General features: G+C 45.7%; 16 protein-coding genes and 1 rRNA gene. 5 read left to right on the top strand and 12 right to left on the bottom strand.

Going from position 1 to position 22554, the window contains the following annotated elements; genetic code table 11:
- The first annotated feature begins 111 nt into the window (after positions 1 to 111).
- The 3 genes from rrf (at position 112) to D7D25_RS12350 (ending at position 1292) form a co-directional block, all read left to right on the top strand.
- A 5S ribosomal RNA gene (rrf, locus tag D7D25_RS12365) occupies positions 112 to 223 on the top strand.
- Positions 224 to 665: 442 nt separating this feature from the next.
- Complete coding sequence (locus D7D25_RS12355; RefSeq protein WP_122969259.1) at positions 666 to 932, top strand: type II toxin-antitoxin system HicA family toxin; 267 nt, start codon at positions 666 to 668, stop codon at positions 930 to 932.
- A gap of 12 nt (positions 933 to 944) precedes the next feature.
- Positions 945 to 1292 carry a type II toxin-antitoxin system HicB family antitoxin gene (locus D7D25_RS12350; protein WP_122969258.1) on the top strand — a complete coding sequence of 116 codons (348 nt, stop codon included), beginning with the start codon at positions 945 to 947 and terminating at the stop codon, positions 1290 to 1292.
- A gap of 141 nt (positions 1293 to 1433) precedes the next feature.
- Here the strand turns inward: D7D25_RS12350 and D7D25_RS12345 are convergent, their stop codons facing one another.
- Positions 1434 to 2606 (bottom strand): Xaa-Pro peptidase family protein, encoded by a 1173-nt coding sequence (locus D7D25_RS12345; protein WP_122969257.1) that lies wholly within the window; start codon positions 2604 to 2606, stop codon positions 1434 to 1436.
- Between the two features lie 83 nt (positions 2607 to 2689).
- Here D7D25_RS12345 and D7D25_RS12340 point away from each other — a divergent pair, with 83 nt between their 5' ends.
- Positions 2690 to 4048, top strand: a complete 1359-nt coding sequence (locus D7D25_RS12340; RefSeq protein ID WP_122969266.1) for a sigma-54 dependent transcriptional regulator — start codon at positions 2690 to 2692, stop codon at positions 4046 to 4048.
- Positions 4049 to 4075: 27 nt separating this feature from the next.
- Here D7D25_RS12340 and D7D25_RS12335 read toward each other — a convergent pair whose 3' ends face one another.
- Positions 4076 to 6643 carry a hybrid sensor histidine kinase/response regulator gene (locus tag D7D25_RS12335; protein ID WP_158602615.1) on the bottom strand — a complete coding sequence of 856 codons (2568 nt, stop codon included), beginning with the start codon at positions 6641 to 6643 and terminating at the stop codon, positions 4076 to 4078.
- Between the two features lie 698 nt (positions 6644 to 7341).
- On the opposite strand from D7D25_RS12335, the gene D7D25_RS18165 reads away from it, so the two are divergent.
- Complete coding sequence (locus D7D25_RS18165) at positions 7342 to 7989, top strand: hypothetical protein (RefSeq protein WP_185140257.1); 648 nt, start codon at positions 7342 to 7344, stop codon at positions 7987 to 7989.
- 111 nt (positions 7990 to 8100) lie between these two features.
- Here D7D25_RS18165 and D7D25_RS12325 read toward each other — a convergent pair whose 3' ends face one another.
- The 10 genes from D7D25_RS12325 to D7D25_RS12275 form a co-directional block, all read right to left on the bottom strand.
- Entirely contained in the window at positions 8101 to 8853 is a 753-nt protein-coding gene (locus D7D25_RS12325) for a shikimate dehydrogenase (RefSeq protein ID WP_122969255.1), read from the bottom strand.
- A 161-nt stretch (positions 8854 to 9014) separates the two neighbouring features.
- Positions 9015 to 9761, bottom strand: a complete 747-nt coding sequence (gene ubiE / locus D7D25_RS12320) for a bifunctional demethylmenaquinone methyltransferase/2-methoxy-6-polyprenyl-1,4-benzoquinol methylase UbiE (RefSeq protein WP_122969254.1) — start codon at positions 9759 to 9761, stop codon at positions 9015 to 9017.
- 36 nt (positions 9762 to 9797) lie between these two features.
- Positions 9798 to 10742, bottom strand: a complete 945-nt coding sequence (locus D7D25_RS12315; protein WP_122969265.1) for a phosphoribosylaminoimidazolesuccinocarboxamide synthase — start codon at positions 10740 to 10742, stop codon at positions 9798 to 9800.
- A 104-nt stretch (positions 10743 to 10846) separates the two neighbouring features.
- A complete protein-coding gene (locus D7D25_RS12310) occupies positions 10847 to 11782 on the bottom strand; it encodes a PhoH family protein (RefSeq protein WP_122969253.1) in 936 nt (311 codons plus the stop codon).
- Positions 11775 to 13706: an amidophosphoribosyltransferase gene (locus D7D25_RS12305; protein WP_122969252.1), complete on the bottom strand. Its 1932-nt coding sequence runs from the start codon at positions 13704 to 13706 to the stop codon at positions 11775 to 11777. Before D7D25_RS12305 ends, D7D25_RS12310 begins: the two co-directional genes overlap by 8 nt.
- A gap of 328 nt (positions 13707 to 14034) precedes the next feature.
- The gene (locus tag D7D25_RS12295) at positions 14035 to 15015 is read right to left on the bottom strand and encodes a DUF1735 domain-containing protein (protein WP_122969250.1); all 981 of its coding nucleotides are present in this window, start codon (positions 15013 to 15015) and stop codon (positions 14035 to 14037) included.
- 30 nt (positions 15016 to 15045) lie between these two features.
- The gene (locus tag D7D25_RS12290; protein ID WP_122969249.1) at positions 15046 to 16233 is read right to left on the bottom strand and encodes a DUF1735 and LamG domain-containing protein; all 1188 of its coding nucleotides are present in this window, start codon (positions 16231 to 16233) and stop codon (positions 15046 to 15048) included.
- A 41-nt stretch (positions 16234 to 16274) separates the two neighbouring features.
- Positions 16275 to 17390 carry a glycoside hydrolase family 18 gene (locus tag D7D25_RS12285; RefSeq protein ID WP_122969248.1) on the bottom strand — a complete coding sequence of 372 codons (1116 nt, stop codon included), beginning with the start codon at positions 17388 to 17390 and terminating at the stop codon, positions 16275 to 16277.
- 113 nt (positions 17391 to 17503) lie between these two features.
- Positions 17504 to 19066 (bottom strand): SusD/RagB family nutrient-binding outer membrane lipoprotein, encoded by a 1563-nt coding sequence (locus tag D7D25_RS12280; RefSeq protein ID WP_158602614.1) that lies wholly within the window; start codon positions 19064 to 19066, stop codon positions 17504 to 17506.
- Between the two features lie 33 nt (positions 19067 to 19099).
- Positions 19100 to 22417 (bottom strand): SusC/RagA family TonB-linked outer membrane protein, encoded by a 3318-nt coding sequence (locus D7D25_RS12275; RefSeq protein ID WP_255417292.1) that lies wholly within the window; start codon positions 22415 to 22417, stop codon positions 19100 to 19102.
- Positions 22418 to 22554 lie beyond the last annotated feature (137 nt).

Here is a 22554-nt window from a genome sequence, read left to right as displayed (position 1 = left end):
TTTTTTCATCGTGTCATTTTTAAGAGTTAAGAGTGAAGAGTTAAAAATTAAGAATTAAGAATTAAGAATTAAGAATTTCATTATTCATTATTCACTATTCACTTACAATATTAAGGTGGTTATAGCGTTGGGGATCCACCTCTTCCCATTCCGAACAGAGAAGTTAAGCCCAATGGCGCCGATGGTACTGCAGAATTTGTGGGAGAGTAGGTAGCCGCCGTCCTTTACACAATCAAGCCTCCGGGGTTATCTCCGGGGGCTTTTTTAGTATGCCCGAGAACATTGTTTTTTAAAATATTGTGTGATAGACTCCGTTTATCTGGAATCTCCTATATTTACGATCTGCTTCCATAAGATGAATAGGAGGCATATGTTAAAGTGTATAATCGATGATCAAGTCTCTCTATGTACCATTGAAATAGTCGTATGAAAAGCATTGTTTACATTTTATTTACAACCCTTTCCATTTTCCAGTTGGGGGACCCAAGTGGTCGAGCTGTTGGCAGATATGGGATTATTTGAGTTTGGATGCGGAATCTCAGGCCATGTTTACGGACAAAAAGTGAGGACGTTACTTCTCTACTTCTCTACCCTTTCCGAAAAATTACCGATTGCGACTGATTTAGTTGCAAATTTCATTCCTTATTTTTAATTTTGCAGGTAATATGAGTTCAAAAGAAAAACTGTTGAAACGCTTTCTAAGTATGCCGAAAGATTTTACTTATGAGGAAGCGGTAAAGCTCTTGAAGGATTTTGGTTTTTCCCAAGTAAAAACAGGAAGAACAGGCGGGTCAAGAGTTCGGTTTCTAAATGAACAATATCCGGAATATCCGATAAAATTTCATAAACCGCACCCCGATAATCGCTTAAAACCGTATATATTAGAGATTATCAAAACCAATTTAGTTGATTGTGGTTTAATTAATGAATAGAATTTTGCATTTATGAAAACAAATAAAACTAATTTACTTGAGTATAAAGGTTACTATGGTAGCGTTGAGTTTGATTTAGATAGTAAAAAATTATATGGTCAACTTTTGGGAATTAAAGGAGCATATATCTATGAGGGCAACACCTTGGAAGAATTGGAAAATGATTTTAAACAATTTGTGGATGATTATCTATACGATTGCGCCCATGATGGGGTTAAACCTCAAAAACCCAACTTAGGGAGTTTGAATGTCCGATTAAAGCCCAAAACATATTTAATGGCAGTAAGAGAAGCTAAACGAGAGGGAATTTCTCTGAATCGTTATATCAATAAGGCGGTTGATTCATTGATAGGAGATTAAAACAAGAAAATTTCCCTACATCTCTTATGGATACGGATTGCCTGCGGGCATCTATTTAGGGCGGGTGATAGGCATCCCCGTGTTCAGGTTCAACCATAATAACAATATTGCGTGTTTGCGAATATTTGCTAGAAAAAGTTTCTATGACAATACCTTCATCGCCTCTTCGCAGAGGGTGATCTTCTCAAGACCCGATTCGTGTACCACGTAGGTATTCTCTATCCCCACGGCACCGATGCCGGGAAGTACGAATTTCGGCTCCAGGGCAAATGCCATTCCCGGTTCCAGCACCTCTCTCGAACGTGGGGTAAGTACCGGCGGCTCGTTGATCTCCAGTCCTACACCGTGGCCAATAAACCGGGCCTGCTGTTTTGTTCCCATGAAATAGGGGGCTAACCCATTTTGGTTGACCATCTCTTCCGCCAGCAAATAGAGCTCGGAACAAAGAGCTCCGGCCCGGAAGTTCTTGATGATGGCATTGTGGATATCGATCGACACCTGGTGTGCTTTATAGGCGATATCGGGTGCATGCTCGATTGCAAAAGTGCGGGTCATGTCGTCCATCCAAGGACGGTAATTTCCTGCCATGTCCACCATCAGCGTGGTGCCCGGTGCGAGGAGTGTGCCGTTGGCTCCCAGCGGCAACAGGGGAGAGATTCCTGCTCCACCCAGGGCATAATCATAGGGTGAGGCTGCCTGGGCATTGTCGCCGGCCAGCATGCTACCCATAAAGATCTCCATATTCTCGCCGAAGGAGCGGAAGATACCCACTGACCCATGGAGGCGCATCTGACGTTCTATTTCTATCTGTAGCTCCAGGTCGGTCATTCCTTCACGATACAAAGAGGGGATTAATTCATACACATAGGTGTGAATCCTGGCGCTCTCCCGCATCTGCTCCAGCTCGTATTCAGATTTTACTGATCGTATTTTCCTTACTTCCCCTGAAACATTCTTAATTTCCGGCATACCCAATGCCGCTTGCAAGCGAGTAGCCGCGCTGAAAGAGAGTTGGTCGGCTTCGACCAAAATGCGTTTGGGCAAAGATATTCCGATTTCCCGTAACATGTCGGGAATCTGTTCCGGTTTGCGGATCTGTCTTGCACGTTCATCCGCAATATTGGAAGGGCGTTTGACAAATAAAATGGGATCCCCTTCCGGGAATAGGAACATACATCCGTCGAAAATAAATCCACAGAGCCAGTACTGATTGACGGGTGAAGTGATGATGCAAGCCTCCGTTTCCATCTCTGTGATAGTTTGTTGTACTCTTTTCAGCCTTGAGTCGGCTTCATATAACGGTAATGTGTTCATATAAAATGTGGCTTTTTGACGTCAAAATTAGCTGATTTTCTTGAAAAACCACTATCTTTACACCATTACTGGTTGGGGAGGTGATGAACGGAAGGATACTGATAGTTGAAGATGATCGTTCTTTTGGGCTTATGCTTCAAAAATGGTTCGAACGGAGCGGGTTTCCGGCAACGCTATGCTCAGGCATGGTGGCGGCCCAGGAGGCGCTTTCTCAATCCGAACCTTTCCAGTTAGTGCTTTCCGACCTGCGTTTGCCTGATGGCGACGGTATTATGTTATTGAGTTGGTTGAACGAAAAGCGTCTGTCGGTACCGGTAATTATCATGACGGGTTACGGTGAAGTCCAGACGGCTGTGTCGGCAATCAAACTGGGTGCTTTCGATTTTCTGGAAAAACCGATCAACCCCGACATCCTTACAAAAAAAATTGAAGCGGCTTTTGAAGCGAAGCGGGAGCGTCTCGCTCCCGTTGAGAAGCCGCGACCCGAGAGAAAATACAATAAGGAGGCCAAGGTGTTTGTGGAGGGACAAAGCCCGCTTTCTTTGCAGATGTACACCCATATCGATTTAGTGGCGCCCACCCAGATGGCGGTGATGGTCATAGGTGATAGCGGGACCGGAAAGGAGCATGTGGCGCGTCTCATACATACCCGGAGTAACCGCTCCGCTGGTCCCTTTATCGCGGTGGATTGCGGTAGCTTGTCGATTGAATTGGCGCCGAGTGAACTTTTCGGGCATAAAAAAGGATCTTTTACCTCCGCGATAGAAGATAAAACCGGTTTTTTCCGGGAAGCACATGGCGGAACGCTGTTCCTTGATGAGGTGGGTAATCTGCCTTATGGAGTGCAGATGCAGTTGCTTCGTTCCTTACAGGAAAAGAAGGTGAGGCCGGTAGGTACTTCCACGGACCTGGATGTGGATGTGCGGATTATCACTGCTACGAATGAAAATCTGGAGAAGGCGATTGAGGAGGGGAATTTCAGGGAGGATCTCTACCACCGGTTGAATGAATTCATGATCAGGGTACCATCATTGCGGGAATGTGTGGAAGATATTCCATCTTATGCGGCTCATTTCAGGGAAGAAGCCAATAGGGAACTTGGCCGGGAGGTGGCAGTCATTTCCCCTGACGCGCTGGCCGTGTTGAAGAACTATCACTGGCCTGGAAATCTGAGAGAATTACGAAATGTGATACGAAGGGCTGTCCTCTTTACAAGGGGCGACATCATCACAGCCGAGAGTTTACCCCTACTCACTACAAGAAAGGAAGAATCATTACCCAAAATGGATCTCTCTCTCTCGGTGGAGCCGGAGGAGGAGAAGGAACGAATACTCAGGGCCCTTGAGCAGGTGAAAGGGAACAAGACCAAAGCCGCTATCCTGCTGCAGATCGACAGGAAAACACTCTACAATAAAATGCATCAGTACAATATTGGCCTATAGGGTGGGATCCCCTACAACCGGACAATCTTACGACAAGTAGTTATTGCTGATATCCACGGTGAATTTTCTTATTTCCTCCACTGTTTTTAATAACTCTTCTTTCCAATGGGGATAGGATGATTCGTCTTCTCCTCGCAGCCTGTCCATTTTGCGCAAAACCACACACATGTGATCGGCATCCAGCTGACTTAAGAAGGGGTGGATCCTGTGGCTTAATTGTTGCGCTTTCTCAAAGTCTCCCTCTTCGATGTATGTGGCGAGGATGTCCATATCTTTAGTGGCCGACCCGACAAAACTTGCCAGGATCTCTTTGATGGACTCTTCATCTTCCTGAAAAAGAGCGGAAAGTTGCGGGAATTTCTCACTAAGGGCGTTTCCTCCATCTCCGGAATTCATTTTTTCCGGTAGTTGGACATTGTCTCCCCCGGTATGATTTTTTTCTTCCTCTGCCGGAGTCTTTCTCTCTTTATCGGGGATTCGTTTCTCCTTATCCAGGATTTTTTTTTCCTTCGACAGGATATCAGCAATCCCGCTCATCCGGATAGGCTTCCTTATTAAGCCGGAAAATCCCTCCGAGAGAGCTCTCTCGGTGGAATAGTCGTCGTGGGCCGTCATTAACCATACAGGTATGCTGCTGTCTCTTTTCCTGATCTCGCGCAGGATATCCGTCCCCGTGATCTTTGTCATTTGCATGTCGGTAAATACGATGTCGAACAAGGAGATCACCCTCAGAAATCCATTCACGTCATCCGGGTTGCCACATAGTTTTACCTTATGCCCGTTGCGAACAAGATACTCCCTGATCATATTTCCCAATGAAACATCATCTTCAAAGACCAGTATCTTGTGGAACTGCATTTCCTTTGGTACAGGGTTGTTGCTGCCGGTGATAACGGAGTTGCCGCCATTGCCGCCCGGCACATCTTTTCCCGATAGCTGCCGTATGGGGAGGGAGATGGTGACGCAGGTTCCTTTTCCTTTCTCCGATGTCACCGCGATAGTTCCATTTAGCAAGTCTACCAATCCTTTTGTGACGTACATTCCGAAGCCGCTCCCTTCTGCTTTCAATGGATTTTGCATGCGGGAAAAAGGCTTGAATATTTCAGGCAATTCGTTGGAATCTATGCCGATGCCGCTGTCGATAACAGTGAAAACCAGTTGGTCTTTATTTTGCAATCGGATGACGACGCTGCCTTGGAGTGTGTACTTCACGGCGTTGGAAACCACATTGGTAAGTATCTGTTTTAGGATTGTGTAATCCGTATTGATATACAATGGGGAAGAGGCCAGATTTTCCCACTTCAGGTCCAATGATTTTTCATCCGTCAAAGGTTGGAACATGCGGATGATGTCCTCCATCAACTCAATAAGGTCGAATTGGCTATAGTGGAGTTTGGCCGAATTCTGTTGCAGGCGCGAGAACTCAAGCAGATTGGTGAGCATATTCAGGATGTGTTTTCCCGAATTGCGGGCAGACCGCAGTTGCCGCTTTTTGTTTTCGTCGCTCTCTTCCGAATCCCACATTTCCATATATCCCATCATTGAACTCAGGGGCGTTTTGACGTCGTGCGATACGGCTAAGAGCAATTTGTGCCGGCTCTCGATCAACTCTTCGGTAAGTTGTTTCTCCTTTACCAAGTCTGCCCTCGCTTTTTGTCCTTTATTGAGATCGTCGGTTATGAAAAAAATGATGATAAGAATAAAAAAGATGGAAAGTGCGCCAACGACAATGGCAAATCGGAAAATCCGCTGGGTGAGCTTTTCGCTGTTTTCTGTTCCCCTCCATGCGATCCGGATGGTTTCATTATAAAACTCATTCGTGAGTTGGGAAATGTGGAGTGAAATATTTTGTTCGGCAACCAGGAGCTCCCGCACCTCCCTCTCAATCCCCTGTATGCGGGTGAGGTAGGATTTCGACGCCTCTTCCGTTATATTTTTCAGATCGGCATACATGCTGGTATCTACCCTTGAAGTGGACCTTGCTTCTTGTTCGATTCGTATGATATTGATGGTTGTGTCGGGTGTGTGCTGGGGGTCAAAAACATTTCTCAGGCGGTTCCAAAATCCCTTTTTCGGGGTTTCTTCCACCACCTTTGTCGTGTCGGTACTGGTGATCACTGTGACAGAATCCTGGATGATCTCATCGTAGCTGCTGATCTTTTCGTCGAGTTCCGTAAGAGGGTTTTGAGATCTGAAAAGGCCCGTCAACCTGCGTACGATCCTGTTTTTTTCCTGTAGGAGCGAATCGATATCCTGTAGCAGCACATCTTGCTCCTTCTCCCGCTTCATATCCTTTATGTGCAGTATTTGCAGGGATATGTCGGATGAAATAGAATCGTATTGCTGTTGGAATACCCGCCGGGGAGAGGAGAGGTACATATTCAACACGTTCTGTGCCTGTTGGATGGATACAATTAGCTGATTGCTCCGGGACAGGACTTTATAGGAATTGTCCATCTCCGATTTTTGGAGGTCCATATTCTTTTTAAGGGAATAAGAGTAGACGAATAATCCGGAAAAATAGAGAATGACCACAAGAAATATCAATCCTATTTTTATCCTGACTCTCTGTTCCGGTGATTTTTTTTGTTCCATTCGTCCAATTTTTAGATCCTTGCCCGGGTTTCGCAAGTCAATCGCATACATCTCGAAAGAGAGATGCGGAACTTAAATCCCTTATAAAAGGGGCAAGAGACTGTCCCCGATACTTTATATAGGCCAAAAACAATTCAAATATAGTGAAAACTAAGAGAAGAACCAAGTCCGTTTGGACTATTCTGTCGGGAGAGGCCAGAACGAGTTTGCCCGTTTTACCTGACACAGCATCGAAAATCGACGAGCTCGCGACTCAAAGGGCCCGATTCGACTCAAAAGGGCCTCGGATGAGAATATCCGGGTGCGATTCAAACGACCTCGGATGAGAATATCCCGGTACGACTCAAAGGGGCTCAGATGAGAATAGTCCGGTTCGACTCAAATAATATAGTTCGACTGAAATAGTCCGTTCGTGGAATTTTTCCGGGCAGCCCTACATTGTGGAAATTGTGGAATCGCATGCCCCGGTTGTGGAGATTTTCCACAATTTCCACATTTTTTCCACAACAGCGGTCACTGGCATGTTCATTATGTTAAAAGGGTAAGATGCTTGCAGTATGTGCCTTATGGTGTGTGCGTGGTTTCTTTGTAGTGTTTGGTATCCGATTTGATATATACATAGCGGCGAGAGTCGCCAAAAAAACAAACGGAATAAAAATTCAATCATGCAGTTTTTATTTTTCTAAAAATTTATCGTTATGAAAAAAGTAATTTTATCAATCGCCATTATCGCAGGTATGCTTATTACGACAAACGTTCAACAAGCACAAGCTAGTCAGCAACAAGCCACTGTGGCCGTAGTTTTGGAAAATGATGGTTTTGTGGATGTGCAGTTGCAGGATCTCAGTGAAGCCGTTCAGGCAGCGATAAGCGCCTTTGCCCAGGAATATGATATCAAAGCGCTTAAGTATAATGCTGAAAAGCAACTCACAAAAGTGGAACTGACGAAAAAAGATGATGAGTCTGAAAGAGTAGTTTATCTTGATGCTGAAGGAAAAGAAGTAGAAGCTCCGGCAACGACCGAAGAGTCGGAAACAATAGAACAAGAGCAAGAGGCTCCATCGGCAGAATTGTCGGGAGTGATGCAAGACAACGGATTCGTGAATGTTAAGTTCGAAGAACTGGGCGAAAAAGTACAGGATGCTATCCGTTCAATTGCCGAGGCCTATGATGTAACCTCGTTGAGATACAACGCAGAGCAAGGTATCACTGAGGTGAAGGGTACCAGCAAGACGGATGAGTCTGAGAAAGTATTCTACCTGAATGGAGAAGGAGAAGAAGTGGCACCGCCTGCTTCTCAGGAACAGCAACAGGAAGAAACAGAAGAAGTTCCGATGTCATTGTAAAAAAACAAACTACACTATCGCACCTCTATATATTTCTTAGTTAGCATATTCTTCTAAATACAATGACTAAGGATTCGATCGCCCCTTTACTGAAAGGAAGTAAGGGGGCGGTTATTTTTGCCATATCTCCCAGGCAGCCAGTGCCTGAAGCTCCAGCATCTCCCTGCCGTTTTTGGTCGTGGCACCCTGTGCTTTTCCTTTTCGCAGAAAAAGTGTCTCTTCGGGATTGTAGATCAGATCATACAATAAATGACGGGACGAGAGAAGATCATAGGGTATATCGGGACAATGATCCATTTCAGGGAAGGTGCCTACCGGCGACGCGTTGATAATGAGCGTATACTCTGAAATGACCGCTTGCGAAAGATCGCTATAGGTAAGTTTCCCCTTCCCGGGAGTACGCGACACCAGTTTCCATTCGGCTTGCAAGTCTGTAAGTGCCTGGGCAACCGCTTTCGAAGCGCCACCGGTGCCCAATATCAGGGCTTTTCTGTGGGATGCCCGATCCATCAGCGGCGCAATTGATCGTTTGAATCCTATATAATCGGTGTTGTAACCTGTAAGCTTGTAATAATACATATCCCCTGGTCTCCTCTCCACTTTGATTACGTTCACGGCACCGATTTTTCGCGCTTCAGGTGAGGTTTCATCCAGAAAATGGATTACCTGTTCCTTGTAGGGAATGGTTACATTCAGCCCTTTCAGTTTTTGGTTGAATAGGATAATTTGGCGAATCTCGTGGATATCTTCGATTTCGAAGTTAAGGTATTCAGCGTCGATCCCCTCACGCTGAAACTTCTCAGCGAAGAATTGCGCTGAAAAGGAATGCTTTAGAGGAAAACCGATTAAGCCATATGTATCCATTCGTACATTGAAAATTGAAAATGACAGAACCCAGACTTCTTTACTTCCGATTTCTTTTTAATTATTATTCTCATTGTCCCATTGTCTCATTCTCACATTGGCACATTCACACATTGACACATTGGCACATTGTCTCATTGTCACATTGACTCATTGGCACATTAGTCAATAGGTTTTTCTGCCATATAGAGGGTGACGATCCCGAGCGTATACCTTCTTAACCGGATATTGGTAAAGCCATTCTTCTTCAGGATCCACATCATCTCTCTTCCCTGTGGAAAAGCAGCGATAGATTCGGGCAGATAGCGGTATGCACGCTGTTCGGTGGAGAATATACCCGACAAGAGCGGCATCACATATTGGGTATACGTGGCGTACAACTGTTTCATGGGTGTTTCCCGCGGCGTGGTAAGTTCGATAAAAAGAAACAGGCCTCCCGCCTTCAGCACCCGGAGTATTTCCTGAAAACTTTTGTCGATTTCTTCAAAGTTACGTACCCCAAAAGCGATAGTAACCGCATCGAAACTGTTGTCAGCAAAAGTGAGGTTTGCACAATCCTGCACTTCGAAGGTGATGATATCCTCCAATCCTTTTGCCTTGACTTTTTCTTTGCCGACATTCATCATCCCTTCGGAGATGTCCACCGCCGTGATCTTCTCCGGCTGTAGTATCTTCTGTGCCAGGATCGCGAAGTCTCCCGTGCCGGTGGCAATATCCAATAACTGTTTGTGGGGATATTTTCTGAGTTCTTTCAGCGCATCGCTCCGCCAATAATTATCAATCCCCAGTGAGAGTGTTCCGTTCAGGGTGTCGTATTTCGGGGCGATACTGTCGAACATGCGTTTTACCTGCTCCTTCTTCGGCTGGTCGGGATCATAAGGGTTTACCTTTTCTACTTTGTATGTCATTCTTGTAGTCTTTGTGGGTGATTGTACCTATAACCATTAGCGAGTTTGCAAATACTCGGTAATATTTTTTTCAATGCGCGCTGCCAGATTGCCGGTATCGGCTTTCACAAACTTTTCGCCTACAATTTTCTCATACAATTCTATATACCGTTCTGATACGCTCCGGCAGTATTCATCGGTCATCTCGGGCACTTTTTGTCCGGGTTGTCCCTGAAATCCGTTATCCATTAGCCATTTGCGTACGAATTCTTTAGAGAGTTGTCTTTGTTCTTCGCCTCTCTCGAAACGTTCATGGTAGCCTTCGCTGTAGAAATAGCGTGATGAATCGGGGGTATGGATCTCGTCGATCAGGTAGATCCTGCCATCTTTCTTGCCAAATTCATATTTGGTATCGACCAGGATCAGCCCTTTCTGGGCTGCCATTTCAGTGCCGCGCGTGAACAATGCGTAAGTATATTTTTCCAGTTGTTCGTATTCTTCCCTGCTGACCAATCCCTGCGCGATGATCTCCTCTTTCGAGATATTCTCGTCATGTCCTTCATCGGCTTTGGTGGTAGGGGTGATCAGAGGTGTTTCGAATTTCTGGTTCTCACGTAATCCTTCGGGTAAGGGAAGGCCGCATAAGGTGCGCGCCCCCTTTTTATACTCGCGCCATGCACTGCCGGTAATATAACCGCGGATTACCATCTCCACCTTGTAGGGTTCGCACTGGTGTCCTACCGTCACCATCGGGTCGGGGGAAGCTGTTTTCCAGTTGGGCACAATATCGGCGGTAGCATCGAGGAACTTGGCCGCGATTTGGTTCAGCACCTGTCCTTTATATGGAATGCCTTTTGGCAGTACCACGTCGAATGCCGAGATACGGTCGGTGGCAATCATTACCAGTGTCTCATTACCGATGCGGTATACATCGCGTACTTTTCCGTGATACACACCCTTCTGTCCGGGAAAATTGTAATCTGTCCTTGTCAAAGCATCCATATTAACTGATTTGATGATTGGTTGATTTATTAATTTGATGATTTGGTTGAAGTTCGAAATCTTCACTCTTCACTCTTCACTCTTCATTTTTCACTCTTCACTCTTCATTTTTCACTCTCTTCATACGCCTCCACTATTTTCTGCACAAGTTTATGGCGTACGATATCTTTTTTGTTGAACTCTACCGTACCGATCCCTTTGATTCCCCTCAGCACTTGCATGGAGTGGATCAACCCCGACTGCTGCGAGTGTGGCAGGTCGATCTGCGTGATATCACCAGTGATGATCATTTTTCCGTTCAGTCCCAACCGTGTCAGGAACATCTTTATCTGCGGCTTGGTGGTGTTCTGCGCTTCGTCAAGGATGATGACGGCATCGTTCAGCGTGCGTCCCCGCATAAAAGCAAGCGGGGCGATTTGTATGATCTTGCTTTCGATATACTCTTTCAGTTTCAGGGGAGGGATCATATCCTCCAGCGCATCATAGAGGGGCTGCAGGTAAGGATCGATCTTCTCCTTCATGTCCCCGGGCAGAAATCCCAGCTTTTCACCCGCTTCCACGGCGGGGCGGCTTAGGATGATCTTGCGTATTTTCTTTGTTTTGAGGGCTCTGACTGCCAGTGCGATGGCCGTATAAGTCTTTCCTGATCCGGCCGGACCAATGGCAAATACCATGTCGTTTTGGTCGAAAGCTTCTACCAGTTTCTTCTGATTGGCAGTGCGGGCTAAGATAGGCTTGCCGTTCAGGCCGTGGATAATCAGATTGTCCACATTCACGACAGCAGGCGCCTTGCCTCTTACCATATCCAGAATGTCTTCTTCTCTGAGCACATTCATTTCATTACTGAACTTCTCCAATTCGTGGATCTTCTTCTCAAAATCGATAAGTTCTTCCTCCTCGCCGATCACCTTGATCACGTTACCCCTAGCCACAATGCGCAGCTTGGGATATAGGGTCTTGATCAACTGGATATTGCTGTTGTTGATCCCAAAAAAGACGACCGGATCCACATTCTCTATGATAATGATGCGTTCAATCATTCCCGTTCTTTGAGAAGTTTAACGAATATTGGTGCGATTTGTTCTCCTGACCTTCAATATAATTGATAAACGCGTTGTTGACAAGCCGATTCCCGCCGGGAGTGGGAAAGTCGCCCGAAAAGTACCAGTCGCCACCGTGACCGGGGCATGCCTTGTGCAGGTCTTCAATACTTTGGAAAACGATTTTCACTTCAGCTTTTATATCTTTGGATGTCAACATCTGTGCTATCTTGTCGGAAATCTCCTCATCGGTGAAGGGAGCGTAAATATTCTTCACATAATTCACAATATGCTCCTTCTTCATATGCCGCTGTGCTATCGATTTTTTATATGTTTCGTCGATCACGGACTGCATGCCGCGTTCCTTTAGGAGCGCTATGGCGGCTTTGAAAGCGATGAATTCGCTCATGCGCGACATGTCTATGCCGTAGCAATCGGGATAGCGTATCTGTGGTGAGGAGGATACGATGATGATCTTTTTCGGATTGAGTCTGTCCAGTATTTTGATGATGCTCTGTTTGAGTGTGGTCCCGCGGACAATACTGTCGTCGATGATCACCAGAGTGTCCACGCCTCTCCTCAACGAGCCGTAGGTCACATCATAGACATGCGCGGCCAGGTCGTTTCTTGTATTTCCCTGTGCGATAAAGGTCCGCAATTTGATGTCCTTGATCGCCACTTTCTCGGAACGCACCCGTTTGGAAAGGATTGCGTCAATCTCCTCTTTACTGAGTGAGTTTCCTTTTTCGAGGATCGTGAGCGCCTTCTTATGATTGAAATGATCCTCCAATCCCTGTAACATGCCGAAGTAGGCTACTTCCGCGGTATTGGGAATAAAGGAAAACACCGTATTGTCGAAATCACCGTTTACGGCATCCATGATCTTGGGAACCAGCAGTTCTCCCAGTTTCTTTCGTTCCAGATAGATATCATGGTCGGAGCCGCGGGAAAAGTAGATCCGTTCGAAAGAGCAAGGGGTGATCTTTTTCTTCTTTTCCTGTATCTGATGCAGGCTGATAGAGCCGTTGCGCTTTACAATCAGGGCTTCGCCCGGATTGAGTTCATGCACGTCTTCTTTCTTCAGGTTGAATGCCGTCTGGATGACCGGGCGTTCCGACGCTACCACGGCCACTTCCTCGTCGTGGTAATAAAATGCGGAGCGGATGCCCCAGGGATCACGCAGTGCGAAAGCATCGCCACAACCGATCAGCCCGCAGAGGGCGTAGCCGCCGTCCCAGATTCCGGATGCCCGTTTCAGCCAAAAAGGGATGTCGAGTTTTTCCGCGATCTGACGGCTCACTTCTTGGCCGTTCATCTGCTCTTTTTCCAAGTGATCATACTGGTATTGTACCTCCCGGTCGAGGTAATGTCCGAGGGATTCCAGCATCACAAAGGTGTCGGCATAATCGCGCGGATGTTGTCCCTCCGAAATCAGCTGTTCGAACATTTCATCCACATTGGTCATGTTGAAATTTCCGGCCAGGGCTAAGCTCCTTGAAGCCCAGTTGTTCCGGCGCAGCAGCGGATGCACGTAGCTCAGACCGCTCTTGCCGGTAGTGCTGTACCTCAGGTGTCCGATAAAGAGTTCCGCGGCAAAAGGAACCGAGGTCTTGACAAATTCGATGTCACTGAGTTGTTCTTTTGAGAATTGTTGGAATGATGTGTGCACCTGGGAGAAAATCTCCGAGATAGCACCTGATCCCAGCGCTCTTTCCCTGAAAATAAATTCGTTACCGGGAGCGGCCTCCAGTTTCACGGCACCCAGTCCCGCACCTTCCTGGCCGCGGTTGTGCTGTTTCTCCATAAGCAGGTACATCTTGTCCAACCCGTATTGCCAGGTCCCATACTTGTTATAATAATAATCGAGGGGTTTAAGGAGGCGGATCACCGCAATCCCGCATTCGTGCTTGATGATGTCAGTCATTGAAAAACTTTTCTGGAATTAAGGTACAAATTTACGTCGAATTAAAGGAAATGCCATTGTTTTTCGTAATTAAATTTGAAATCCGCGTTATTCCCGCTTGAAGTTTCATGCGGATGCGAGGCGCGCACCTTACCGACACCCGTCTGCCGCTTGCCTGCCCGAAGAGCCGGATATCTGGCCGTTAAAAAAAACTGCAAGAATGAATATTTGTCAGTATTCATTCTTGCAGATTGAAGAATGGGATTGGCTATTTCTATGGAGGGGAGAAGGGAAAAATTGTTTCCCGGTCTGATTCCCTGTATATCCGGTGATGATTGTCTCCCATGTTTTATTTTATGAGATTGATTTCCGTCAAATCCGGTTGTTTGTTGCCCAGCGTTTGATTAAACTGGTCCAACTTGATCGCTTTTGTTTTGACGGGTTCTTTAAACTTGATGTATTGAGTTGGGGTAGGGGCATCCGCGGTGTAAATACCCTGAATGATAAAACGGGAGTATTCTTCATCCCATGTTTGTATCCTGAGACTTTTTAGTTGATAAGTGCCGGTTACGGTATTCACTTTTATTCCTTTTATTGTCTCTTCGTTCTCCATCTCTATGTGTAAATATGAGGCAGGATTTGATCCCGGATACCATGAGGAGCCGGTCTCATTTTTGTCGGTCAGATACTTTAACCGGTTTACAGAATAATCCGAGGTGAGTGTCAGGTTATCATTGAATGCCTCTCCCGGAATGGCCTCTTCGCTGTATGTCACATTGTCCAATATGATCACAAGTTCCCCAAAGCTGACAACCATTGACATTTTTGTGCTGATATTTTCAGCCTTTCCATTGACAGATACAATTTTCATGGGGATTAACACGTTGCCTCCCGTTAAATCGCCCCACTTGGCTTCCTGGTTGAGTTTGACGATAATTGAATCGTTTGACTCGGTATTTCCCTTTGGGATTACCACCTCGCTTTTTTCCATCTGCAAGAAACCATCCGGCAAAAAGCTGTATTTTGTATCGTTGGCTTTATTGTATTCTTCCACCATTTCCGGTCTTGCATCCAATTTCACGGTCAGGTTTTCTGTCGCGGGCATGGTTATTCTCACAGTAAATTTATAGAGTGTGTCGCCCGTTAATGTTACCGTCTTCTCCGTTTGGTCGTTGACAACTTGAAAATTGAACTCATTGATAGGGTGTATTTGATTGCTCACATACACAATCCCTTTAGGGATCGTCTCTTCCTCTTCCTTCTTGCACGATGCCAGCAATAATGCAATCGCTATGCATGCTAATGATATATATGTTACTGTTTTATTCATAATTAGGTGTGTTTGACCATTCTTTTTCAATTAGTCGTTTAACATTTTTACATTTTCGATCCAGCTCAAAGTAGTTACCTCGTTATTGTTGGCGTCAAGCGCTCTCATGTCGGGTGCACCTTTGATTTGATTTTTAAGGACAACCCCTTGCCCCTCATTCATTTTCCAGTAGCTAACCAATCCTTCGGAGTCAGGTGCCACGGCGTAAAAGTTCTCTTTGATTTCCGCTTCGGTTCTTGCCACGTTCCAGATGCGTAGCTCATTCATATTCGCTTCAGCACGGAAGTAGGTTGAACCACTGGAACAAATACTGGTGGTGGCGTCAAACTTCACCTCCTTGCCGGGGTTGGACAATGTGCTTTGCAATACTCCGTTGAGGTAAATGCGCAAATCGGTGCCGTCGTAAGTAAAAGCAATATGGTGCCATTTATTTTTCTCTCCCATAAAGGAGTTCACTTGTGAGCCTCCAAATTTAATCTGGAATTGATTGTAGGGGATGGGGGCATCTCCATAACGCACATAGATTTCGGAACCCGTACCTCCGCAATTGAAGAGCGCCTGGTTATTAATGTTGTAGCTGTCCATTTTCACTCTGAACTCTATGGACCATTTATTCAAGGTTAACGGGTAGTCTTTGAAGTTGGCCGCCGCTTTTCGGTGGCCCGGTATTCTGTTGTCCACACCAAAAACGGGAACTGACCCGTAACGCACCAAGTCAAGCGCATAGATAATTCTGTCGGCACCATGGATAACATGAGTTTTACCATCTTTACTCGTTATTTTGATGGGTAGGGCAAATTTTTTACCACTGTCTTTCATCTCTTGAGTAAAAGGTTTTACCTTTATTATTCCGCTGCTACTGGACACCACTTTTCCGGCTTGAATTTCAAATTCGTTGGCCGTCAATTCAAAACCGTCTGCAGGCACGGCTTCATAGGCTGTTCCATTTTTTTGGTTGAACTCTTTTAAGAATTCGGTATCCATTTCAACGCCGATTTTTACATTTTCGCTTAACGTATTGGACAGACGGGGGGTAAATTCCAAATTCAGCATGGTTTCTTCCATGGTGAATACCTTTCGCTGATTCGACTTTACACCGGTTTCCTCAATGAAGATGCTGTTTTCCCCGACGGGGTATTCCGCGTCATTACATGCCGCAAGCAAAAATGAGAAGACGGCGGCAAGTGCCCTGAAATGTATTTTATATAGATGTTTCATTTGTATAATAAATTATGAATAAGATTCTATCGGACTGTTTATCAATAAACGGCAGGGTTCATTATTTGAATGGACTTTCTCATTGCCGGATAAGTCATGTTGATAGCGGTACCCTCGATTTTATACTCGAATCCGGGACGGAAAGCCCCACATCCACCTTTGCGCACCGTTTTTCCGTTAATGACCGGATTCCAAAGCGCCATACCTTCCAGCGATTGCACTGTGCGTCCATCTCTTGTCGTATGCGTTACCCCTCCTTGTAGAGCATAGCTTTCAAAATTTTCCGTTACAATGAATTTGCGTGCTATTTGCTCGCGAGTCATAGGCGTGCCGTCTACATTTTTTGCGTCGGCGAAAGCGTTGAAAATTTTTTGCAAACGACTGTCGAGATTTGAGTAGCTGCGACAAGCATACGCTTGTGAGATGTAATAGTCAAACGCGCAAGCCAACGTGTCGGGCATTAATTCCGGTTCACCATCAATAACGAGCAGCTTCCCGGTTCCGGATTTAGGACCCAAACGTTTTGAGAGGGCATTCACTATGTAAGTGATACCCGTACCCACTAAGTTTTTTTCTGTATTGAACGGCTGCGCGTAACTGGGCTCCCAATCCAAGTCAAATCCATCGTAATTGTATTTTTCTATGGTATCGCAAATGGCATTGGCATATTTTTCACACGCTATTCTTTTTGCCGTTTCATCATCATCAATCCAACCCCAGAATTTTTTCTTGTCTTCTCCCTCCGGTGTGATTTGATCGCCGATGTCAAGCATGACAAATACGGTCAAGGCTTTGATGCCTTTTACTTCCTGACAATAGCGCAGGTCTTTCAGACGTGCCTCCCCCGGATTCTTCCAGCCTCCCCACATGGATACTATATCAATACTGTCGGGCAATCCTTGCATGGTGTTTTGCAGTGAAGCTCCGGTTCCCGTCCATTCACTGAACCAACAGAAAGAAACGGCATGATCGCTTTCCTTATAGGCGCGAAGTTTTGCGTAATAATCTTCAGAAGTTCCAACTGTTTCCTCGTAGATGCTGCCCACTTTTTTTAGGGGATCTATCGGTTCGGGATTCAAGGCGTCTTGGCATGAAACCCAAGAGAAAAGAATACCTGCAAGCAGCAAAATATTTTTTGATTTTAAAATTGTTTTCATACGATAATTCTATTTTTTTTCTTGTCGGTGTATGGAACCTTTGATGTTCAAAATAATCACTCCCTTCGGGTGTTTAATGATTATTTTAAACATGTCGGTTTCATACGACTATTTTATTTTTTATTCCACCAGAGTTTGGTTTCAAAGTTATCTGCCCCGTTTAATTTACTAACGGCATCGTTATAATGGGTTAAATTGTTTTTCCTTTCCGTCGGGGGAAAAGGCAAACGATTGGGTGTTACCAAATTGTATAACTGTGTTGTGGCACTTTTAAAGAGCTTGGGGTATCCTGTCCTGCGTACTTCGCTCCAACCTTCCATTCCCAAAGGGAAAAGGGCAAGCCATTTTTGAGTGGCGATACGTTCGCGTTTAAGTTCGTCGGAGTCTCCTTCTTGCCACTTGATGGTGATTTTGCTTACGGCGCTGATTGCCGGGGCACTATTGGCCGGATCTGTATAGTCGGCTTGAGTGCTTGCCTCATCATTTAAGTAGGCGTCAGCATCGCCGGCACCCCATTGCTCAAAGGATAAACGAATGCCTTCCTCATAGTATTCTTTCGCTGAGAATGTACCGACATTCCATCCTAAGAGTTTGGCTTCGGCGCGGGCAAAGGCCATTTCGGCGGCAGGTAACCACAAGAGCCTATCGGTTTGTGCGACATTGAAGCGGGAATACAAATCTTTCGCCTTAGCGTCATCCACGGGTTTGGCTCCAAAACGGATTCCCACAACTGTTCTTCCCGCATTTTCGATATTCGACTTCACAAAAAATTTCTCGGCGCGAGGGTCTTTATATCCCAATAAAAAGGCGTCTATATCGGCACTGGCGCAATAGTCTTTGTACGGATAAGATACTACATAGAGCGGGTTTTTGGGATATTGGATAGCCGCGTTATCTTCGTTCTTTTCTATCACGCCGGCCTGAATGGCTTCCTCTGCCGCTTTTTGTGCGAAGGCAGGGTCCGCGGCGCTCATGCGGATCGCCATACGCAGTTTGAGCGAGTTGGCAAACTTGCGCCATTTTGAGAAGTCGCCCGCGTAGACGTCATCATAATCGGCCATTGATGAGACGGCGCCAATCCCCGCAAGCATATCCGATGCTTGAGTCAGGTCATTGATTATTTCTTTATAAACCTGTTCCTGAGAGTCATAAGCCGTATTCTCATGATTCAATGCGCTGATCTGACTATAAGGTTGCGGTCCATACGCATCGGTTAAACGCTGTACCATTTGTGCCCGTAGGATGATGGCCCAGGCGCCGTCTATTCCTTGTAGCTGCGTAAGGTCGGCCACATTCTTCCACTCTTTGTAAAACTCCCTCATACTTGCGCTAAAGGGTTCACTGATCCAGCTCTCCGGCATATTGTAAGTGGCGGGATTATGTCCGGCATACCATCCGGTGGCGGTAAACATGCCATAATGGGCATAGATGCCGCCCACGAGAGATTCGAAATGCTGAAACAGGTTTTCTTGCGCGGGGTAACTGTAAGCTGTTAATTGTTTGAAAAAACTGCCTGTTAAGTAGCCGTCCCTTTCCAACATTTCGCGGTCAATCTTTTCTCCCGGCCTGTTTATCTCGTCAAAACCCTTGGTACAGGCAGAAAGCATAAAGATTCCCACCAAGACTGTGGTTATTGTCTTTGCGTTCTTCCATAATTTATTGTTGTGTAAAATCATATTCATTTCATTTTTTGGATGGATAAAATATTTTTAGAATGAAAGTTTTACGCTGAAGCCCAAGTTACGAAGACTGGGTTGCATAAAGTAATCAAATCCCTGATAATAGGTGCCGGTGGATGCCGTCAACTCCGGATCGAAAGGAGATTTGTTGTAAAGCATCCACAGGTTGCGTCCCGTAAGGGTCACTCCAAGAATTACCGGGTGGTTGAAAAGGTTGACAGGTGTGCTGTAGCCGATGTAGGCTTCTTGTAAGCGCACATTCGTGGCGCTGTAGATGTATTCTGACCATACCGCATTTTCTCCTCCCACTACTTGATAGTAGCCTTGCGTATCGATTTTACCCAGATTTACGTCGATTCCTCCGTTGTCGCGGTCAATAGCCGAGCGCTCACTCACTCCGTATTGGTCTAATATGGCCTGTGTTGTTGAAACATTGATGCCGCCCAGACGCGCCGCCAGCATAAATCCCGCATTAAAGCCTCCGTAACGGAACTCGTTTCTCCACCCCAGATTTCCTTTGGGCAACACACTCCCTACAAAACGCGGTTCGGTCAATGTCTTTTTCACTACCATATTTTTCTCATTTACATATAAGTTCCCTTCATGATCTCTTTCCAAATCATTGTACACATACAAATCGCCCATCGAACCCCCTTGGCGAAGAATTACCTCTATCTGGTTGAATCCGCCTTTGTGCACCTCTTCATCGGGGTTGTCCTCAATGAGCTTAATGATTTTGTTGATGTTTGCGCTATAAGTGACATAGGAACTCCATCCGAATTTGCCAAACTCTTTGTCCACTCCCACCGACAGTTCAATCCCCTTGTTCTCCACATCACCCATTTGAATGTATTTGCTGGAATAACCTCCCGACGCGGAAATGGGACGAAGGAACGTTTGCTTGGTGGTGTTTGATTTATAAGCCGTCACATCAACGTTCAAAACTCCCTTGAAGAACTTGGCAGTCAAACCGGCCTCCCAAGAGTAAGTACGCTCCGGAAAAAATTCATCGGGCATCAGGTAGGACTCACTCACATATCCTTGTGTGGCGGGATCATAAGTGTATTTATACGGCGAAGATAAATTCCTTTGGATTGCGGAACCCACAGATGCCCAAGAACCTCTGGCTTTCAGGAAAGAGATAAAATCAGGCATTTTCATGGCTTCGGACAAAATCATTGAGAACCCCACGGAAGGATAGAAGAATGACGGATGTTTGGTTCCCGCCAGTGAAGAGTCCCAATCATTACGTCCGGTAAGGGTCAGGTAATAAGTGTTTTTATATCCTGCTTCGGCACTGGCAAAAGCGGAGTTGGTGCGATGCTGCCAATGGGTATAGGTGGGTGCATTTTCTTTTGTGGCATAGCCGTAATCAATCGCGTAGGGCATAAAGATATTTGCGGGCGCTTTCAATCCCCCCTTTTGTCCTCGGCTGTCGTAGTATTCGTGAGCCATGGACACACCCAAGTTACCATTCAAGGAGAAATCTTCCAGCTGTTTGTTAACATTCATCATCATATCGCCGTAAAAAGCCCTTTCGTCGGATTTGGTATATCCATAGTATCCATATTTTGAATAAGTGAAGAGCTCGTCGGTGGTTGCCGCGCGCTTATCTTCAAAGTCGATGGTCGCGTTATCGATTCTTACCCGTCCGACAAGATCAAGCCAATCCGTTAATTGATATTTCAGGCTGGCATTTGCCATGTAGCGTTGTTTTTTACTTTCCTTGTTTATCTCATAAGCGATCCAATACGGATTTTGCATGTGCATATCGGTGGAACCGGTCCAGTTTTGCTCATAGATTCCCCTACCCGGGTTCCAAATTTTGTAAGTACGTACCGCGTCGAAATTCTCACCCCTGGGGAAAAGATACAAGGGTAACAGCGGATTCATGTATTCACCTTGCCCGATAAGGTTTTTATCATTCTGCACAATATAGTTAAATCCAAAGTCCAGCGTTGCCTTATCGTTTAAGAAAGAGGTTGTGTTCCTAATGGTGAAGTTGTAACGATTATACTTCGAATTGGGGATTATGCCACTCGAATTGGTGGTCCCGACAGAAAAATAGGTTTGGTTTTTCTGGGTTCCGGCAGTCATCGAGATTGTATTCTGGATGTTTGTTCCCGTATTGAAAAATCCTTTCGGATCATAAACCCCATAAGGCGATTCTCCTTCGGTAGTTTCCCATGAACTTGCCTCGTTGGGTCTATTCATATATCTTGTCTGGAATCTTGGCATGATGAAGGGCGTCATGAACGAGGAATTATTCGTCATAGAGACCTTTACCGTACCTTCCTTCCCTTTTTTGGTGGTAATCATGATAACGCCTTGGGCGGCGTTAGATCCGTAGAGCGCGGCGGCGGCAGGGCCACTGAGCACCGACATGCTTTCAATATCATCCGGATTAATATCGGAGATACCTTCACCACCGCTTACCTGTCCATATCGTCCGACTTGATTAATTTCCCCTTTATTCACGTTGAAAATGGGTACACCGTCAATCACATACAAGGCTTGATTGCTCTGGTTGATGGATTTGGGCCCACGCATGACAACGCGGGTGGCTCCCCCGATACCCACTGACGAAGCGTTGATGTTTACACCGGCTACTTTTCCCGCAAGCGAGTTCATGAAGTTGGCATCTTTCACGGTGGTGAGTTCATCGGCTTTTACCTGTTGTATATTATAACTCAAAGCCTTTTCCGAACGTTTAATGCCTAAAGCGGTCACTACCACTTCGTCCAACAGTTCGCCGTCTTCCCTCAAAACCACATGGAGCGGTTTTGTCCCTATGACAGTTACCGTTTGAGGCATATAGCCTATGTAGGAAAAAGTGATTCTTGCATTTTGATCAACTTGCAACGCGAAACTTCCGTCCATGTCGGTTGCGGTTCCCGTCGCGGTTCCTTCTACAACCACGTTCACGCCGACAAGCGGCTCGTTATTTTCATCCACCACCGTTCCGGTGGCATTGATTTTCTGTTGCGGCACGGAAGCGGGTTGTTGATCGCTCGCCCTCTTCGTTAACACGATGTAATTGTCCTTGATTACATACGTGAGTTCTTCTCCCGATTCTTTTAGAATGGTCTCAAGCGCGTTGCCAATCAGCTCGTTATTGGCGTCGATGCTGATGCGTTTGTCAGGATTGATGTCCTCCAGGTTGTACACTACCGATAAATGGGTGAGTGACTTGATCTTTTTAAACACTTCGCCGATGGGAGCGTTTGTGAATTTAAAAGTTACCCGTTGATTCTGTGCGAAGATTTCAGAGCCGGGGCTCGATAGAAAAAGTAGCGACGCAAGTAGGATTCCTTTCCAACTCCATGCTCCATTTTTGTTGCATTTCATTTTATTCATTTAAATTAAAGTTTATATTTTATAATAGTTCGGTAAATTTTCATTTAACACCATATAATCAGCAAATTATGGCTTTCATTTTAAAGGAAGAGCAGACGCTGATAATCAATTAGTTATGGTCGATTCTT

The organism is Proteiniphilum sp. X52, assembly GCF_003712195.1.
GTDB lineage: Bacteria > Bacteroidota > Bacteroidia > Bacteroidales > Dysgonomonadaceae > Proteiniphilum.
The sequence above is the reverse complement of the archived record's forward strand: the minus strand, read 5'-3'. Positions and strand labels throughout refer to the sequence as shown.

Coding starts and splice junctions, on each gene's coding strand:
- D7D25_RS12355 (WP_122969259.1), top strand. CDS start 666: ATGAGTTCAAAAGAAAAACTGTTGAAACGCTTTCTAAGTATGCCGAAA.
- D7D25_RS12350 (WP_122969258.1), top strand. CDS start 945: ATGAAAACAAATAAAACTAATTTACTTGAGTATAAAGGTTACTATGGT.
- D7D25_RS12345 (WP_122969257.1), bottom strand. CDS start 2,606: ATGAACACATTACCGTTATATGAAGCCGACTCAAGGCTGAAAAGAGTA.
- D7D25_RS12340 (WP_122969266.1), top strand. CDS start 2,690: ATGAACGGAAGGATACTGATAGTTGAAGATGATCGTTCTTTTGGGCTT.
- D7D25_RS12335 (WP_158602615.1), bottom strand. CDS start 6,643: ATGGAACAAAAAAAATCACCGGAACAGAGAGTCAGGATAAAAATAGGA.
- D7D25_RS18165 (WP_185140257.1), top strand. CDS start 7,342: ATGAAAAAAGTAATTTTATCAATCGCCATTATCGCAGGTATGCTTATT.
- D7D25_RS12325 (WP_122969255.1), bottom strand. CDS start 8,853: ATGGATACATATGGCTTAATCGGTTTTCCTCTAAAGCATTCCTTTTCA.
- ubiE (WP_122969254.1), bottom strand. CDS start 9,761: ATGACATACAAAGTAGAAAAGGTAAACCCTTATGATCCCGACCAGCCG.
- D7D25_RS12315 (WP_122969265.1), bottom strand. CDS start 10,742: ATGGATGCTTTGACAAGGACAGATTACAATTTTCCCGGACAGAAGGGT.
- D7D25_RS12310 (WP_122969253.1), bottom strand. CDS start 11,782: ATGATTGAACGCATCATTATCATAGAGAATGTGGATCCGGTCGTCTTT.
- D7D25_RS12305 (WP_122969252.1), bottom strand. CDS start 13,706: ATGACTGACATCATCAAGCACGAATGCGGGATTGCGGTGATCCGCCTC.
- D7D25_RS12295 (WP_122969250.1), bottom strand. CDS start 15,015: ATGAATAAAACAGTAACATATATATCATTAGCATGCATAGCGATTGCA.
- D7D25_RS12290 (WP_122969249.1), bottom strand. CDS start 16,233: ATGAAACATCTATATAAAATACATTTCAGGGCACTTGCCGCCGTCTTC.
- D7D25_RS12285 (WP_122969248.1), bottom strand. CDS start 17,390: ATGAAAACAATTTTAAAATCAAAAAATATTTTGCTGCTTGCAGGTATT.
- D7D25_RS12280 (WP_158602614.1), bottom strand. CDS start 19,066: ATGATTTTACACAACAATAAATTATGGAAGAACGCAAAGACAATAACC.
- D7D25_RS12275 (WP_255417292.1), bottom strand. CDS start 22,417: ATGAAATGCAACAAAAATGGAGCATGGAGTTGGAAAGGAATCCTACTT.